Annotated in this window: 14 protein-coding genes; 6 read left to right on the forward strand and 8 right to left on the reverse strand. The window is 42.3% G+C overall.

Annotated features, from left to right (window positions below):
- The first annotated feature begins 379 nt into the window (after nt 1–379).
- The 4 genes from PHF18_RS14875 (at nt 380) to larC (PHF18_RS14890) (ending at nt 5096) form a co-directional block, all read left to right on the forward strand.
- Entirely contained in the window at nt 380–2167 is a 1788-nt protein-coding gene (locus PHF18_RS14875) for a hypothetical protein (RefSeq protein ID WP_300104230.1), read from the forward strand.
- Between the two features lie 155 nt (nt 2168–2322).
- The gene (gene larC / locus PHF18_RS14880; protein WP_300104268.1) at nt 2323–2922 is read left to right on the forward strand and encodes a nickel insertion protein; all 600 of its coding nucleotides are present in this window, start codon (nt 2323–2325) and stop codon (nt 2920–2922) included.
- 122 nt (nt 2923–3044) lie between these two features.
- Nucleotides 3045–3866 (forward strand): nickel pincer cofactor biosynthesis protein LarB, encoded by an 822-nt coding sequence (gene larB, locus PHF18_RS14885; RefSeq protein WP_300104231.1) that lies wholly within the window; start codon nt 3045–3047, stop codon nt 3864–3866.
- 39 nt (nt 3867–3905) lie between these two features.
- Complete coding sequence (gene larC / locus PHF18_RS14890) at nt 3906–5096, forward strand: nickel pincer cofactor biosynthesis protein LarC (protein WP_300104233.1); 1191 nt, start codon at nt 3906–3908, stop codon at nt 5094–5096.
- 93 nt (nt 5097–5189) lie between these two features.
- Here larC (PHF18_RS14890) and asd read toward each other — a convergent pair whose 3' ends face one another.
- The 6 genes from asd to PHF18_RS14920 form a co-directional block, all read right to left on the reverse strand.
- Nucleotides 5190–6218, reverse strand: coding sequence for an aspartate-semialdehyde dehydrogenase (gene asd, locus PHF18_RS14895; RefSeq protein WP_300104235.1), 1029 nt, complete (start codon nt 6216–6218; stop codon nt 5190–5192).
- Nucleotides 6219–6308: 90 nt separating this feature from the next.
- On the reverse strand, nt 6309–6491 hold the full coding sequence (locus PHF18_RS14900; protein ID WP_300104236.1) for a 4Fe-4S binding protein: 183 nt from the start codon (nt 6489–6491) through the stop codon (nt 6309–6311).
- Between the two features lie 304 nt (nt 6492–6795).
- Nucleotides 6796–7104 (reverse strand): hypothetical protein, encoded by a 309-nt coding sequence (locus PHF18_RS14905; RefSeq protein ID WP_300104237.1) that lies wholly within the window; start codon nt 7102–7104, stop codon nt 6796–6798.
- A gap of 129 nt (nt 7105–7233) precedes the next feature.
- Entirely contained in the window at nt 7234–8289 is a 1056-nt protein-coding gene (locus tag PHF18_RS14910) for a GTP-binding protein (protein WP_300104238.1), read from the reverse strand.
- A 352-nt stretch (nt 8290–8641) separates the two neighbouring features.
- Nucleotides 8642–8947: a hypothetical protein gene (locus PHF18_RS14915; protein WP_300104240.1), complete on the reverse strand. Its 306-nt coding sequence runs from the start codon at nt 8945–8947 to the stop codon at nt 8642–8644.
- Nucleotides 8948–10702: 1755 nt separating this feature from the next.
- The gene (locus tag PHF18_RS14920) at nt 10703–11206 is read right to left on the reverse strand and encodes a hypothetical protein (protein WP_300104241.1); all 504 of its coding nucleotides are present in this window, start codon (nt 11204–11206) and stop codon (nt 10703–10705) included.
- Nucleotides 11207–11471: 265 nt separating this feature from the next.
- On the opposite strand from PHF18_RS14920, the gene PHF18_RS14925 reads away from it, so the two are divergent.
- Nucleotides 11472–12467, forward strand: a complete 996-nt coding sequence (locus PHF18_RS14925; protein ID WP_300104243.1) for a radical SAM protein — start codon at nt 11472–11474, stop codon at nt 12465–12467.
- Nucleotides 12468–13727: 1260 nt separating this feature from the next.
- Here the strand turns inward: PHF18_RS14925 and PHF18_RS14930 are convergent.
- A complete protein-coding gene (locus tag PHF18_RS14930) occupies nt 13728–14531 on the reverse strand; it encodes a 2-amino-3,7-dideoxy-D-threo-hept-6-ulosonate synthase (protein ID WP_300104245.1) in 804 nt (267 codons plus the stop codon).
- A gap of 111 nt (nt 14532–14642) precedes the next feature.
- Nucleotides 14643–15158, reverse strand: coding sequence for a deoxyuridine 5'-triphosphate nucleotidohydrolase (locus tag PHF18_RS14935; RefSeq protein WP_300104247.1), 516 nt, complete (start codon nt 15156–15158; stop codon nt 14643–14645).
- A gap of 288 nt (nt 15159–15446) precedes the next feature.
- Between PHF18_RS14935 and PHF18_RS14940 the strand changes: the two genes are divergently transcribed.
- Nucleotides 15447–17522, forward strand: coding sequence for a DUF2341 domain-containing protein (locus PHF18_RS14940; RefSeq protein ID WP_300104248.1), 2076 nt, complete (start codon nt 15447–15449; stop codon nt 17520–17522).
- Nucleotides 17523–18016: the final 494 nt, after the last annotated feature.

Here is an 18016-nt window from a genome sequence, read left to right on the forward strand (position 1 = left end):
TGCGTATTTTAAAAAACGATCCGAATCAAGATTTTTTGCGAGAATTGAACCGCCTAATGAGAGTACTATGAGCATGATGATCTCTACACATTGACAATTCGGATTTTTAAATGTATCGCTGATATTTTTTACTCACAGTTTTTTTACCATTCTTTATTCTCTAGGGTGTTGCAGGGCTTCGAAGGGTTTTTTTCATCTCGTTTTCCAATGTTCACCATGAGAACTGAAATCAATTTTACTTAATTTATACTTTTCTTCATATATATATTTGGATTTATTCTTCGTGATAACAGTGTTACTACATAACTATTTACATGAAAACTTTTGAATTATTGAAGGATATTTGTATATTTATATTTTTTAGAGGAGGCAATATATCTTGAATAACGAAGTATGTGCTGCAGTAATGGCCTCAGTTTCAGATCTCCAGAATCTTACAAACGATCGAATAGAAGCCCTTACCAAAGGACATGGAATGACAAATATAGGCGCTATGTGTGCTGCAAACGCTATTGCTACAGAGCTTTTCCGGGGTGCGAATATCAAGCTTACTGATGAAGACAGTGGCAGCCTGGAAATCGATCATGTACTCAAAAAAGGTATTGAAGCAGCAGAAGAAGCCGGAGCATGTCCCGCAAATGCAGCCCTTTTTGCAGCTACAATATGCTACTTTGCAGGTTCCAATGCCCAGGCCGGAGTACCTGCAGGGAACCGGAAGATAGGGGCACTTGCCCGTATGATTGCAGGAGCCGATAGGACAGGGGTTATAGCCATTCCCACTCCCAAGTCCAATAACAAAGTATCGGGTTTTGCGGCAGTTCAGGCGATTTACAATGCCATGGCAGAGGGCAAACTGACCCGAATTGATGGGAGAAAAATTCCTCTAGGGGTTGCAGGGGGTCCTCTGTATGGGCATAACACCCTTGGAGAAGACATCGGCTTTCCGGAAGTGGCTATGAATGCTGCAAAGATAGGGACAGAAGCCATGATGCAGGCTTACTGGGGGGCAGGGGTTTCTGCAAGCCCGATTATCTGTGCGATCATAGGGTCTGCCGCAGCTCTGGAAATAGTCCACCCCGATGCTTTTGTTGGGGAGGAATACGGGGGCTTCTTTGATGTTAACAGCGCTTATCTTTCAGGAAAAGCTGCATGTGAAGTTGCCGGCATCCCGGAAAAACTCCACATGCGCGGAACGGACGAGGAATACGACTCTGCCAGAATTGTGGGGGACCTGGGCGTCCTCTTAAAAGATATCGGGGCTCCCACAGTTGTCGGGATGATGTCTTTTGGGGAAATGCTCTGCGCCTTTAAGGAATCAGTTGAAATCGGAGCAGGCTTTTCGGGCGGGCCTATTATGCCTCCTCTAGGGCACATGACCGCAGACACGATCATTACCCTCAGGGCCCTTATCAAATACGGGGGTAATGTGGAACAGGCAGCCGATGTCATTGCAGAGGTGAAGAAAAACGAGTGGCTTGATCCTGAAATTGCTGCAGTTGCCCTTAACACCATCTCCAGGAAGACCGAGCAGGTCCGTAGAGGTCTGATTACTCGTTCCATGATCCTCGGGACTGAAGGGGTTCGCTCGGCTGCAATCTACCGCCGGGCACAGAAGGCTTATGATGATATAAATGCCGGCAAGTCTGTAGAAGAGGTTGTCCGAGAACTCGACCTTGAAAGGAAGACCACTGTTGAAACTCGGGCTGCAGCAATGTTGGGGGCCATGACCGGGCATGAGCTTAAGATCGAAATCACAAAACTGGTCGGCGGGGCCCGCAGGAACCATCCCTTCACGAATGCTTACTATGGTTTTGACACGGACGCAGACGTAAAATTGACAGTTGACGGCAAGACCTTTGAACTCAAGGGGCTCGGGCAGAACGTGATCCCGGATGCCATTTTCAACGACAAGAAGGACCTTCTTGAAATCATACCTCTGGCAGCCATTCCTGTCTCTGAATTGCAGCTTTCAGGGCATTCAATTATCAACATCACCGTACCTGCAGCTGTTGCTGCTGCAATGAAGGTACTTGAGCCAAAGGAAGCTGCAAAACTAGCTGAAAAAGGTGGAAAGGGCGGTTCGGCTGCAATTCCTGGAGCCCGGGAAAAAGCCCTGGAAGTTGCAAAACTTGCAGTCCGGATAATGGATTCCATGAAAGGCGTCTGAGTACCACCCTAAGCTGAAAATCAGCTCATCCACAAAAAACGACCTTGAACGACTCTGGGCAGAGGAGAAAGGATTTAAGTTACAGGCTTTTACTCCATTTCCACCTCTGCCTTTTTCTGCTCTGTAAAACACCCGGAGGTTTTCTTTTGTTGTTGATGACTAACATTGACAATATCACCTGCGATCAGGTCCCGTACCTGATCGAAGAATTGATGAAACTTGGAGCTAAAAACGTACATGTAATACCTGCCCTTACAAAGAAAGGCAGGAATGAGTATATTTTTCTCATTGATAGTGAGGAAGAAGCTCTTGATTCCCTTGCCGAGTTCATGGCACTGGAGACCGGAGCTCTGGGGGTCAGGGTTTTGAGAACAGAGCATTATCCTTTCGATTATGAGATTCGAAAACTCTTTGTCTCTTTCCGGGACGAGGCTGAAGTGCCTTTATGGGAAGGAGATATCAGTCTGAAAATTGTCAAAGGAAAAGGGCAAAAGCCGCTTTCTGTCAGGGTGGAGTACGAAGAATTAAAAGAACTTGCATCCTATCTTCGGAAAGCCGGCCTAAAACTTTCTCTCCATGAACTCAGGGAAATAATTGAAGAAAAAGCCCTGACAGGGATAAAAAACTTTACAGCCGATTTCACTGAAGAAGGCTCTGATAGGACTGATCATACTCTATCCAGCAATTCTAAAAAATTATGCTGTAATGATAAACTCAAATCTCCTTACCGGATAAAGACCTGCTTTCAAAACTGAAATTCGCTTTTCATCCGGATTTTTTATTTTCTGGATCTCAGAGCGGCTATATATGGAATCTTTTTATTGCTGTAGATGTAATCTTTAATTCTTAGACATCCATAAATTGGGAGGTGGTTCCTTTGGATTTAACAAGAATTTTACAGGATCTCAAAAACGGAGAACTAGGGCCTGAAGCTGCGGAAGAGCAAATCAGGTCGATGGGTTTTGTCAGTTGTTCCAACATTGCAAAACTTGATTCCCATCGGAAAAGCAGGACTGGAATAATCGAAGCTATTCTTGCTGATTGCAAGGAACCTGAAGATGTAGTAGAGATTGCCAGGGTTATGGTAGAACAAAGTAAAAGAGCCCTGATTACGCGAGTCTCCATCCCTCACCTTAAAGCTTTGAGGGCAGTGTTTCCCGAGGACAAACTCGAATGGAACAGCCGGGCACGTACGGTGGTTATTCACGATGGCACTCCTGCCCCAAGTACCGGAGGGGTCGTTGGGGTCATATCCGCAGGCACGGCAGATATCCCTGCTGCAGAAGAAGCCAGGGTTATTGCTTCTGAAATGGGCTGTGAAACCGTTGCTGTTTATGATGTTGGGGTTGCTGGCATCCACAGGCTGATCCCTGAACTCCAGAAACTCAAACTCAGGAACCCCGGAGCAATCGTTGTTGCAGCCGGAAGGGAAGGAACACTTCCAACCATAGTTTCCGGGCTTGTCGATGTGCCGGTAATAGGGCTTCCTGTATCCACCGGTTACGGGGCAGGTGGTGGAGGAAAAGCAGCTTTATTGTCAATGCTTCAGTCCTGCTCTGTACTTGCAGTGGTAAACATTGATGCGGGATTTGTTGCAGGGGCTTATGCAGCCAGGATCGCCAATATGGTTGCTGTCGCTGCCGGAACACGGAAAATAACCGAACCTGTGGAACAGGATGAAGAGCAGGGAGAAAAATAACTGTAAATAAGTCCGAAGTAAAATTCAGGGTGAAACTCTATGAAAACACTGGTCTTTAATCCTTTTTCAGGGGCAGCCGGGGATATGATTCTGGCATGTGCTCTCGACCTCGGAGCTGACAGGAAAACGGTAAAGGAATTGGTTGAAGCTTCGGCGCCTGTATCCATGGATATAAGGGAAGTGATGAAAAAGGGAATTCGAGCCCTGGATGTTCGCATAAACGTGCCTGAAAAAGAGCCTGTCCGAACATACCCTGAAATCCTGGACCTCGTAAAGGCTGCAAAACTGCCTCATAAGGTGGAAGCAAGTGCTCTTAATATCTTTTTGAAAATGGCCGAAGCCGAAGCCGCAGTCCATGGGCAACCTGATCTTGAAAAACTCCACTTTCATGAGGTGGGGCAGAGCGATGCCCTTGCCGATGTCATAGGCTCTTCTGCAGCCATCCATTCCCTTAACTGTTCCTCGGTTTACTGCACCCCGATAAATGTGGGCAGCGGAACAATAGAATGTGCCCATGGAACTCTTCCTGTACCAGCTCCTGCAACCCTTGAGATTCTCAGAAGGGGAAAACTCTATTTCAGGGGAGGAAATGTGAATAAGGAACTGCTGACCCCTACAGGGGCTGCTATTCTCTCACATTTTGCAAAGCCTGTTGAGGCTTTTCCTCAGGGTAGGGCAATTGCTGTTGGGTATGGGGCAGGAGACGCCGAGCTTCCGGGACCCAATGTGCTCCAGGGAGTGCTTCTTGAACCTGATGCCCACCTGATTCAGGATATAATTGAGGTTCTTGAGACAAATGCCGACGATGTAAGCGGGGAAGTCCTGGGCAACCTTTTTGAGGAACTGCTCTCGATGGGAGCCAGGGATGTTGCGATTATACCTGCAACCATGAAAAAAGGAAGGCCTGCCCATATTATCAAGGTCATTGCAAAGCCTGAAGACAGCGCAAAACTCGCCCGGAAGATCATTATTGAAACAGGGTCTCTTGGAGTCAGGGTTATGCCTGCGCGGCACAGGCTCATGGCTGCTCGAAATATCGAAATGATAAAAGTAGAGCTTGATGGTCAGGAGTTTGAAACCGCAGTCAAGATTGCTAGGGACTCGGAAGGGGTTCTGCTCAATATCTCTGCGGAATTCGAGGACTGCAAAAAGATTGCAAAAGTCAGCGGAGTACCTGTAAGAGAGGTCATGCACAGGGCAGAAGAGGTTGCAAGAAAACTCTTTTCCTGAAACATTAAAACTAATTCCGTAAAAGTAAAGTAAAAAAGTAAATGTCTGAAGCTTTTAGACTTTTACTTTTTACTTCTATTTTTATCTTTATTTTCAGAGCTTGCCAATCGAGTGCAGGAGTTCCGCATTAAGGACACTTGCACCTGCAGCTCCGCGGATTGTATTGTGCCCCATCGCGATGTAGCGGATTCCTTCTCTGATTCTGCCCACAGAAACACTCATGCCTTTTCCCATATTGCGGTCAAGGCGCGGCTGAGGTCTGTCGACTTCGTCCCGAACTATAAGGGCTTTACGCGGCTCTGAAGGAAGTTCTCCAAGTTTCGGGTCGAACTTGAGGAAAGCTTCCCTTACTTCTTCAGGGGTGGGTTTATCCCTCATGCCTGCCCAGATAGCTTCCGTGTGCCCATCGATTACGGGGACTCTGTGACAGGAAGCACTGACCTTCATATCTGCAGGCACGATTTCTGAGCCATTAAATTCCCCAAGGAGCTTTAAGGTTTCAGTCTCCATTTTTGTTTCTTCGCTCCCTATATAGGGGATTACGTTATCATAGATTGCCATGGCTGGAACTCCGGAAAAACCTGCTCCGGAAATCGCCTGCATTGTTGCTACCTGTACGGTTTCGAGCCCGAACTTCATGAGGGGCTTTAAGGTAACTGTCATGACAATTGTGGAGCAGTTTGGGTTTGTAATAATGTATCCGTCCCAGCCCCTTGTGTCCTGCTGGACCTCAATGAGTCCCATGTGTTCGGGGTTTACTTCAGGAATTACAAGAGGGATATCTTTTTCCATCCTGTAGGATGATGCATTGCTTGCAACTGCAAACCCGGCTTTTGCAAACTCGGGTTCTACCGTAATGGCAAGGTCTGCAGGAAGAGCCGAAAAGACCACATCTGCATCAACGGCTTTTGGGTCTACAGGAACAACCTCTATATTTTCGACACTTTCTGGCATGGCGGTATCCAGCCTCCAGCCTGCCGCTTCTCTATACGTTTTGCCGGCGCTTCTTTCGGACGCTGCAAGGGCTGTAATCTCAAACCAGGGATGGTTTGCAAGTGCTTCTACAAATCTCTGCCCTACAGCGCCAGTGGCGCCTAAAATACCCGCTTTAACTGCTACCATTTAAAAAGCTACCTCCGTAGAGATAAAAAATAATCTGATAAAAAGGAAAAAGAAATATGGAATAAAAAATTTATTCCATGCTGTCTGATTTTATTCTTGTACTTTGATTGCCTGGTTCGGGCATGCTTCTTCACATGCACCGCACTCTACACATTCGTCCTGATCGACTACTGCAAGTCCCTTTTCTTCGTCAAGGGTTATTGCTTCAGAGGGGCATTCATCGACACAGGTTCCGCATCCAGAACATTCATCTGCATTAACTATTGCTGGCATATTTTTTCACACTCCTATTTATTTGCTCGATATGTACCTGGAAATTAGATCGGTACGTTTTTGAAACTTCCATAGAATATCGAAAAATTTGGTCATAACGCCATTACTCAGACAAACATAAAAACTTATCGCTTTTTAGCAAAATGCAATTTTCAGGAATCGGAATGAGCTAAGGCTCACGCTCTCACAATTTATGTTCTTGAAAATACGTAAAAAGAATAAGGAATAAAAGAATAAGGAATCTCAGAAAAAGGAATCTCAGAAAAAGGAATATTAGAAAAAGGAAGATTAGAAAATATGCTTTTTAACATACGGAATCGTGCATTGCAATTCCTAGATCCTTAAGGCGGTATATTCCGTCTTCAAACTTGAGGAATCCTTCTTTGAGCAGTAAATCCATATGAAACTTAAAGAAGAAATCGTTTAACCCTGACTCTTCCTTTAGCTGTTTTTCAGTTTTCCCAAAGATACCAACTATTCGGAGAAGTTTCCTTCTTGCAGGGTTTATGGAAATCTTTTCCATCATCATATGTTCCAACTTGAGAGCTTCGGCTTCTGTAGTTTCTCCCTTCGATGCGAAATAAGCATCAAGTTCGTCAATTTCATCATGCATATTGAAACTCCACTTCTCTATACTTTAATATCTCATTTTTCTAATATTTGATTTTTTTTACTGATTGAAACCGGACTTTTTAAAATATCCGAAATAATAATGAAATCGGTGTTTTTCTATTCGGTTTTTTTACTTCTTTTTCATGAGCCCTTTTATTTCTGTACGCGTGCCATGATGCTGTTCTTTTCTCTCAAAAGAAGTGTTTGATTCCCTCAATTTCTCTTCAAGTGTGCTCTCTACTATTCCTGTGAGCCTCTCTTTCGGGACCTTTGTAATTGCGGAAAGCAGCCTGAGTTCGAACTTTTCATTTTTACGAGAAGTAAATTCCACCTGTGGAGCTTCTTCTGAGGAAGTTACACTGCCCTTGACCATGTAGTCTGGGAGTTTCAGGGAAAGTTTAACATGCCCTACAAAATCAGGGTTAATTTCCTTTACTCTGTCCCTTATGGTTTGAAGGCTCTCTTCGATAAGTAGCCTGCCTTTTTCAGGGCTAAGAGTGCAGGATTTGAGGGTATAGATAACCGAGTGAGCCGAGACTTCCGAAAGTTCAATGGAATTTTTCTTTTCCTGAGGAGGTTTCCCAATCCCGGGGACTGCTAAATGGATGAGCAGGTTTTCAAACTGTTCATCTCCTAATTTTGCTGAAATCTTCAGGATTTTCGCTTCAGGGTTCAGTTCGGTAAGCATCTGTTCTGTTGCCATGACTATTTCTGCAGGTGCTATGTCTACCTTGTTTATGCAGAGGATTTCAGCTTCCTTTACCTGGTTCTCGATAAATCTTGGAATTTCTTTTGCCTCAGTGCCGAAACGTCCTGGGTCTACTATAGTCACAACCGGAGCAAAGGACAGTTCAGAGAGTCCCATTATTTCGATTTCTTCCCTTATCTGCCCGGGAAAAGCAATTCCTGTTGGTTCAATAATCACAATATCGGGCCTGAACTCTTCTTCAAGGGTCTGAAGAGTATATTGCATACTGATTCTGAGTGTGCAGCAGATGCAGCCGCTTGTCAATTCTTCAGTTTTAATTCCCGGGCTTTTGAGTGTCTCTCCGTCGAGCCCTATTTCTCCGATTTCATTTACGATAATCGCCGTTCGTTTTCCAGCCTCGCTAAGTCGCCTGCTGATTTTCAGAATTGTGGTTGTTTTCCCGCTTCCGAGAAAACCTCCTATAATCATGACTTTCATGTTTTTCCGGTCCTTATTATCCTGAAAAAAGATTCTGTATCGGGTTGACGACTATAATATATTTTCTACTATATATAAAATTGGTATAGCCTTTTATCCGGGATGTGTTTCATGGAGTTTTCCTTCAAAATTTTTCCCCCTCCAAGGAGCAGCTTTTCGATTTTCTTTCGCTTGAGCTGCTTTTGCTTGATATGTTTTTCAGGGTTATTGTATCCAGGAAATATACCTTTTTTACAATACCGAAAAGGAAGCCTCTGAGTCTTTAGCTCAGGGGTAGTTCACTGAAGCAGATGGAAACCAGTAAATAACCGGACCTGACATTAACCAAACCTGATAAGCAGGCTGAAAACTTTCATAGTTTGGGAAGTACTTTCAGCCCGAGTTCAGTCAGCCTGTAAACGCTCTTTTCATCCTGAAAGAGAAAATCAGCATTTATTAGAATTTCAGCGTGAAACTTTAAAGCAGCTTCATCAAGGCCAGTTTCTTTAAGAAGCTCTTCTTTACTTTTTCCGAGAAAACAAACCGTTCGCATCATATCCCTGCGAATCTGGTTGGATGCTGCATTGTAAGTCTTCTCACATTTTTCCTGCATTAGTTCTTTTTCGTTTTTTACCTGTGAATCCAGAAAAAGGTCAATTTCATCTATTTCTTCCATCATTAATGCTCTCCTTTGCTGTAAAAACTATCCTTTAAAACTCAGGAGGGTAAATATATAATTATTTTGATTTTGTTTTCAGGACTCTCGATTTAAGGATTCTAAATTTTTTTAAAGGCAACCTGTATAATTGGCAACTATAGCCATATTCTTTATATTTGACTCAATTTTTGTCCAAAAACTGGCCTTTCCAGTATACGGTTTATATCCTGGTATCAGAGTCCCGAGACTAACGCTTTCATAAACCTTCAGCAGGAAACCCCTGAGTCTTTAGCTCAGGGGGAGTTGACTTTTTATTTTACTGTATGCAGGCTCCGGTGTTGCACGGAGCATGGAAATAACTCGCAAAAATAATTTATTCCTTTATTTTAAAAACAATACCAATAATTCCTGAAAGTACTCTACAAATACTTTCTGTTGTAATAATCTTTTGAAAAATAGTATTGCGTTCCCATCCAAAAACCTGAAAGTTCCTAAAGGTTTTAAGAGATACTTTTATTTTAGTTTGGGAAGATATATTGAGGTACTGGACTCACGGGTTGCGAGTTTCCTGTTTTCACGTTTAATTCTTTATGTCTCTGTTTTATCCCTTTACATGTGGAGTAGGTGTTTGCTAGTGGGGGTTAAGGGATGAGAACGCAAATTATACTATACTCTCATTGTATATATGTCTTATGTAAATATTTTATACAGACCCATCTAATATTTCTTATATTATCCTGGTCTTCCTCTTTATTTTTCTAATTTTATCATTCAATCCGATCTCTGCAACAGTTCTCTTTTGTTTTTTATCTATAAAAAGTCAATTAAGAGCCTGTCCGAAAAGTGGTTACCTACTGTAACTTTTACAATGCAATATGAAAAACCGGAACGGATACTCTGACATTATAGACATATTGTAACTTTTCAACATGCATTACTGACTTTTCGGATAGGCTCTAAATCATAAATTGTGACCTTTTGACAGTTTTCAATTCTCGTTTTTTGAAGTGGTAATTTAATGAGAATCGTGAATTTTTGAATGATTATCACTAACAATAGAACAACAAATGTTTTTTCTTAAAAGGAGCCGTAGAAGGTCAACTCTAAAATTCTGCTAATTTTTCAGGGGTCTCAAATCTCTTAAAATTATTTCATGTTCTTAAAAATAGTATTGCGTTCCCATCCAAAAACCTGGAAGTTCCGAACGGCTTTAAGAGATGCTTTTATTCTTTTCTGGGAAGAGATATTGAGGTATTGGACTCACGGGTTGCGAGTTTTTTAGTTTAGTTTTTCTTTATCCCTTTAATTGTGGAGTAGATCTTGTACTATTGTGGGGTGTTGAAGAGATGAGAACGCAAATTCTACTATGCACTTCAAGTATATAACACTTTTGTAAATTTATTTAACACATAATGTTATTTTATTTATCAATTATTATTGTATTATTCTAACTTTAACCCCCGGATCTAATATTATATAACCATTATAATCTCGCTAAAGTCCCTGGATAAATCAGAATCTGACGCTCTCTTTCTATCATATTTTCATCTGAGTTTATGCCATATTTGCATATGAGTTTAAGGATATTCGGACATGAACACAGATTTTTCTGTCCTGCGAAAAAGGAGTTTAAAAGGTTATTCTTAAATTCGGTTTAAATGTAGATAACCAGAGGTATAGAATAGATTACAGGTACAGAATTTCAAGAAAAAAAAGAATTTCAAGAAAAAACGGAATTGCTGGAAAATCCAGCAGAATTGACGGTCTTATCTTATTTTATTGCCCCGTGGAATATTCCATTACATTGCCTTCTTCATCAACAATTTTCATTTTGCCGTCTTTCATACTCATCTCGGAAATTGTTTTTCCTGACGCGTCATAAGCAGTCCAGAAATAGGTTTCTCCATCTTCAGACCACAAATATTCAACTTTGGAGAAGTCTTCATCTTCGATGTTAGTCTCATAAACGGCCTTGCACATCGGAACTCCATCAATAGTTTCGGTTCCTATGATCTTCATTGTGACTTCTTCGCCTGTCTGGGGGTTTGTTGACTTCCAGGAAGAACCTACAGAGCACCAGTCACTGGAATCTCCGATGGATACCATTTCCACTTTAACTTCTTCTTCTCCAACGTCCTCTGCAGAATCCTCTTCTTCGTTGTCTTCAACCGACCCTTCAGGAACATTCATATCCTCTTCGCTGTTTTCACTGCATCCCGATGAAGCAGCAAAAATGGCACATATGAGTATTAAAAGTACTGCAAACCACTTCTTCAACATAACTCTTATTCCTCCTCGATTTATTTCAAGATTTAAATTTCTTTCCTTTTATTTATATGTGCTGATTTCGACTTTATCGGGGGAAAAATGCTTTTTTTCTATTTCTAACAACGAAATTAATTCACAAAGAAAAGAATCTTCCTTATTTCAAATGTGGGGGCAGACTGATTAAATTATTTTTTTCAGAAGCATTTATATACTATCTGGTACCGATGAAAAAAGTCGGAACTATAGGAAAAAATAGTTATTTTGAGGAACATCTAAAATGCAAGGCACGCAAATTACGCCGGAAATAAAAGCTTTTCTTATTTCAATAGGTTCCGTTTCTGTGGACCCTTCGCTTATTCCCAGGGCTCGAGGTTCTACTGCAGGCCCAGGGGCAGGTACCAGCTCCGTCTTTTTCAGGTCAGGGAAAAAGCGAGTCAGGCTCAGCGTAAGTAAGAACTCTCCGCTTTCCATTGAAGCAGCAGGAGATGACGGGGCAGTCGCGCTTTTCCATGAAGGAAAAGAACTTCTCAGGGGAAAACTTGAGCCTGCTCCTGCCCACTGTCCTGAGCAGGCTTTCATTACGCTCTGTGAACGGTGCATCTTTGACTGCAAATACTGCCCTGTGCCCAAACTTCAGGGGCATGTCAAGAGCGAAGAGGAAGTCCTGAACATAGTGGATGAGGTTATGAGGGCAGGAACCCTCAAAGCCATCTCTCTTACTTCAGGAGTCGAAACCTCAATCGAAGGGGAAGTTGAGCGCGTGCTCAAACTGCTTCCTGCCCTCAAAAAATACAATGTTCCCATAGGAGTTTCGGTGTATCCGACAGAGGGCTGTTCCCGCAAATTCTATGATGCCGGAGTTGCCGAAGTCAAATACAATGTCGAAACCATGGACAGAGAGATTTTCCAGAAAGTATGCGGGGACCTTTCCATTGACTACATTCTGGACAGGCTTAAAGAAGCTGTAGAAATTTTCGGAAAAAACAGAGTCTTTAGCAACTTTATAATCGGGCTTGGTGAGAGCGACGCTTCTGTCCGGGAAGGTGTCGAGACCCTTGCAAAGATTGGGGTAATTCCCGTCCTTCGTCCGGTAAACCCTCATCCCCTCAGGGCTGGAGACTGTTTTACCGAACGTCCATCTCCTGAGCGCCTTTTAAAGCTTGCGAAAATGGAAGGTGAAGTCCTGAATAAGTATGGGCTTGATCCAGGGCTTGCAAAGACAATGTGCCTGAAATGCACAGGTTGTGACCTTGTGCCATTTGTAGACTTCTGATTCAGGCATAATTTCATAGAATGCATTTTTGGTCCGGAGCAATAATCCTCTCTGATTCCCGGGCCCAGGTTTTTAATTTTTTGCTATATGATTCTCATTATCCTCTGCTTGTTTCTTTTATTCATCTGAGTGCTATTCTCTCTAACTCTCTCGAGAGATATCAATCCCATCAATCTCTTGTTTTTTCTCTTTCCTGCAGAAATCTGCAAAGCCCCTGATTTCCACTGGAATCTACAGGTGAACAGAATGTTCTTTGCCTGGTCTATACAGAAACAGGATCTTATCTGACAAGCTTTCAATGGGTGTGAAGTCTATTTTGACAAAAAAAGCTTCCATTGTTCGAGCCTCGCATATACCTATTTTGATTGAGGTTTCTAATAAGGTCAATATGGTCCCAGGCTTATCTCCACTATGTGTCTGGATATCTCTAATATGGTTCCAGGGAGTCTCTTATATCCAGGGTGTAGTGAAAAACGTCACCAATGTCACTTTCTCTTTTTCCTGTAAAAAAAATAGAAAACAAAGATTATCAAAAAAAAGAACATTACAATGAGTAACTCTCTAGGTACTGTTTGAGTAGTCATTGTAGTAACTTGGCTCGTAACCCTGGCCATGCTATTTTTAAATATGGGGAAAAGATAAATATTTTTGGTTCTTCGCTATTTTCGTTTGTTCCCTGCTTCAGGGTTGATATTTTGGAATTCGAGCCCCAGCACAGCTACTGAGTTCGTTTATATTTACGGTAAACTGGTGGGTTCAAGTGGAGCGCGGCGCGTGAAAAGAACGAACGTGAGATGTCATTTAAGGTCATTTTGAAATAATACCAACCAATTAATCAGGGACCGCTTATTTTTCTATAACTTTTGTAATTCCGAATGAGTTTTTCAACTAGGTGGTATCTGTCATTTAAAGCTTAGTTGAAGTCATGAAGCCAGTTCTTCACTTTTGTTTGTTATTTCTCTGAAGGACAATCTTTCCTGAAAAACAGCTCAGCCTTTATTTTTTATGGAAGAAATGCCGATAAATTTTCCTGAGAGGTAAATTTCCCGTTCCGGTATATATAAAAGCAAAATCTTAACTAAGGACCCACCGCGAAATCACATAGGTAACTTTTTAGACTGTACTCCACCATTTTCATAAGCAAGCCGCTCGCTTAACTTCTATAATAATTATGCGTTACCAAGGTTATTTCGTAACGAGTCCTGGGTTCATTTCTTTGTTAATCTATTAATTTACTTACGCCCTTTAAGCATCTGGGTTTCAGACCTTGCTGGCCAGTTTTATCACTTCTTCTGCAGTCATACCTTCGTGGACAACTTTTGCAATTCTTCGTACAAGACCTGTGGGATCTTCTGCCTGGAAGACGTTTCTTCCGATTGCAACACCACGACCACCTGCTTCAAGGGAACCTTCGATCATTTCCAGCAGTTCCTTTTCTGATCCCATCTTGGGACCGCCTGCAATAATCACAGGTACGGGGCATCCCTCTACAACCTCTTTGAAAGTTTCAGGGCTTCCGGTGTAGTTTGTTTTGACAATGTCTGCCCCGAGCTCAGCCCCGATTCTGGCTGCATGTTTTACTACATCCACGTCGTATTCGGAACGGACTTTTTTCCCGCGCGGATACATCATCGCAAGGAGAGGAACTCCCCATTCATCACATTTTCCTGCAACATAGCCGAGTCCCTGCAGCATTTCATATTCGTCTTCAGCCCCTATGTTTATATGAACAGATACACAGTCAGCTCCGACTTTTATGGCTTCTTCCACAGTCGTTACAAGAACTTTATGGTTAGGGTCAACAGAAAGAGAGGTTGAAGCTGAGAGGTGGATTATAAGGCCCACATCGTGCCCGTATCCTCTGTGCCCGTGTTTGGCAAGCCCCATGTGCCCGAGTACGGCATTAGCTCCACCTTCAGCAACCTTATTTACAGCGTCCTGAAGGTTTGTAAGCCCTGAAATGGGACCAGCACCGACCCCATGGTCCATGGGAATGATAATGGCATTACCTGTATTTCTGTTGAAAATACGCTCCATCCTTACGGATTTCCCTATCGTACTCATAGCTTGTGATATACCGATCTAATAATATATACTTTATCTATATATTTTCCACAGGTTTCCTACAGGTGCCTCTCTCCGGACTTCAAAGCACTGTTGTTCTTCTCCGAAAGCTTATTTTGTATTTTCGTTTTGGTAGACTCCGGAATAGCCTTCTTCTACTTCGCTGTTAAGGGTATAGAAAAGGAGCTGCATGATCCTGGCGTTTTTCTTCAGCCGGAAGCCCGCTGAGTTGTAAACTACAAGCATAGATTCGCTGCGTCCCCTGTATCCCGCATCCCATACCGCGGTTTCAAGGGTTGCTCCGCAGCGAATAAGGCTTGATCTCGGTTTTGCAATTGCAGCCAGGTTCATGGGGATATTTACTATCTCGTTAAATAGTACTTTATATATCCCCTTTGGAAGGTGAATCCACCCATCGCTCCCGAATTCCAGGGATTTTGCTTCGGGAACTTTCCTTTCAGAGTTGTCAAAGTCAACAGCTCCTGCACCTTCGATTGTTTTTATCTCCTTCAGGGTAAGCTCAAGCCCGTTTGGCTGTATCTGGGTTTTGATATCAATTGCATTTTCAAGCAAAGGAGGGGTTGCCTGTATAAGTTTTTTCAGTTCATTGCTGGATAGAAGCGTCATTGGAAAATGTAATTGTAAAGATTCTTTATTACCGTTTCGGACTCGCTAGTTTCTCTCACTCAATTTTTCTACGAGTTGATATTATCATTCTTGTCTTTTTTATTTTTATTATTATTATTTTAACTGTTATTATTTTATTTATTATTCTATGCAAGTACTTATGAAAAGGTTTATTGTTTTTGAGTTAATAAGTATGTAAAATAAATAATATCTTTTATGGTCTTGATAATGTCTTACTAGTATTTTTTTATCGTGTTTAATTAAAGGACTTAAAAGAGGCTGTTAAAAATGAAAAAGAGACTAATCACATGTGGGATTATTTCTATTTTTTTCCTGGTTTTGATCACAGGTTTTACTGTGGCTACAGCGAATGATCTATTGGCTCAATCTCCAATTAATGATACGGATGCCTATTCCCAGGAAATCGTAATTACTGAAAATTCCGGGAAAAATCTAATGGGTTATCAGGTCCCTATAAACCTGGATTCTTCTAACTTTAATTTTTCACAGGCAAAAACAGATGGTTCCGACCTTCGTTTCTTTTCCGGAGAACGAACACTCAATTACTGGATTGAAACCTGGGACTCGGAAGCTGAAGAAGCTCTTATCTGGGTCAGGGTTCCCGCACTACCTGCGAGCAAGAGCATCACGCTTCTTATGAAGTGCGGAAATCCAGCGGATACTGCAGTGAGTAACGGAGGTAAAACCTTCGAGTTTTTTGATGGGTTTGAGGGGGATAAACTCCAGGGGCTTGTATGGAACGCTGAAAGTGCAGGTGGGGGCCTGGTTGAAGTCAAAAATGGCATATGTAAAGTGTCAGCTCCCAAGGTCCATGCTTATGATTCCTCCCTGATCTACAGCAAAAAGAGTTTTGACATCAATTCCATGTTCGTGGTTAAAAGAATGAAAGTTACCACAGGAACCGATGAGAGAGGTCCTCTGCTGAGACAGGGTTTCATAGATCAGATAAACAACAGGAAAAACGAGATTAAGCACGAGACCGAATTTGCCAACGAGAGCCGTGTGGGCTGGGAGACTTCTTACAGGAAAGAAAGGTTTAAATCTTTTGATCGGACCAATGTCCGCGTTCCTGAAGGGGAATGGTATACGTCGGGAATCGCCTGGTACGACGAAAATGATACTCGTAAGATAGCCTGGTATCAGAACGGAGTTCGGGATACAAGGATGGACTACGCTTCAAATGATTATGTTACAAACCTTCCGATGCATGTTTATCTTTATGCCGCTTCTTACTCTGATGCCTCTAAGAACACGGGCTATATGGCTGTAGACTATGTTTTTGTCCGCAAATTTGTAGAATCCGAGCCAACTGTCAGGTTCGCTTCGGATCAGATAGAAACCGAAACCTCCGCTGGAACCTCCACTGAAACCTCCACCGAAAATAACATTTCCGTATCTGAAACCACTCCTGAGACTGAGGTTTCAGTTACTGAAGAAACCTCTGAAGTACCAGTGCAGATACAGGAAAACCAGAGTGGGAATGAGACTAAAAACCCAGAACCCATGTTCCCAGGTTACAGTGTCGATGTTTCCGGAGTTAAGCTCTCTTCTCCATACGAGCTTGATTACCCTGTACTTATAGAGAATCTTGAGTCCTCAAGAATCGATACTCTCTTCCTGAGCATGAACGGTAAAGATGTCTGGCAGTATGAGCGTTTTGTAAAAATGGCTCATGAGGACGGAATGAAGGTGCATGCAGTGCTTTTTGAAGAACTCAACTGCACTGAAGACGGAGCTATGAACACTTCCCAGGCTTACCTGGATGCCATCCTTGGCTATAACGAAAAGTCGCTTGCACCTTTTGATGGGATCAACATCTACATGAATACTTCTCAGGATTCCGCTTCTGAAGAGGATTGTATAGACTATGTAACCCTTTTTGAGGCTGCCCGGGAGAGTGCCGGAGAAGACGTGTCCATTTCAGCAAGTATTCCTCCTGGTTATAATGCCTCAAACGTTGGAAAAATTGCTCCTCTGGTAGACTTCTTTGTTGTCAGGGCTTATGACCGTGAGAAGAAAAACCTCAAATCTGAATCGGGCATTGTTGATGCTGTTGCACTCGAGATGGGTGAAATAAGAGGTGTGAACTCAAAAGGAATAATTGAAATTTCCGTAAAAGAAGGTTTTGAAGATAAGTTTTCAATACAGAGCCTTTTTGCTACCCTGGCAAAATATTACGCCAATGATTCAGCTTTTATGGGAGTTTCAATTTCCAGGTATGATACATACAAAGACCTGCCTGTGAAGACAGAAAAGAAGTCAGTACTACCAGGGTTTGAAACCCTCTCTGTATTACTTGCAGGGCTTTGCGCATTTGCTTTTCTTAAGGCGAAGAAAAAGTGATACAAAATCAGGAAAATGGAAGGCTAGTAAAGAAAACAGAGAAAAAATGAAGAAGAAAATGTGAAAAAAGGGTAAAGAGAATTTTTTCTTTTACTCCCTCTTTTGTTCTCTTTTTCCCTTTTTCAACCCCTTTTCAACCCTTTTTCTTCTTTTTCCCTTTTTCAACCTTTTTTCTTCTTTTTCCCTTTTTCAGCCCTTTTTCTTCTTTAGTTTCTTTTATTGGCTTTTCTTCATTCTCTATGATAAGATGATTTTCAATTCAAGACCGCGTTGGTTTTTATGAGGATATCCATACACAATAACAAAAAACCTTTTTTGTATTCTCCTCATTCCCTCCATTTACATGGCTGCAGGGAGTTGCATTGTTTCATCGTGTTACACTTGAACTTGTGTGCAGAGTGTTAAAACAGTGTTCTAAATTCCTGGGGTCAATTTCGGTTGATATGGGTATGAAGGCGGAGCAGATTATTATCAGATTATTCCTCAATTATTAT

Origin of the sequence: Methanosarcina sp., assembly GCF_028693135.1 — an archaeon.
Classification (GTDB): domain Archaea; phylum Halobacteriota; class Methanosarcinia; order Methanosarcinales; family Methanosarcinaceae; genus Methanosarcina.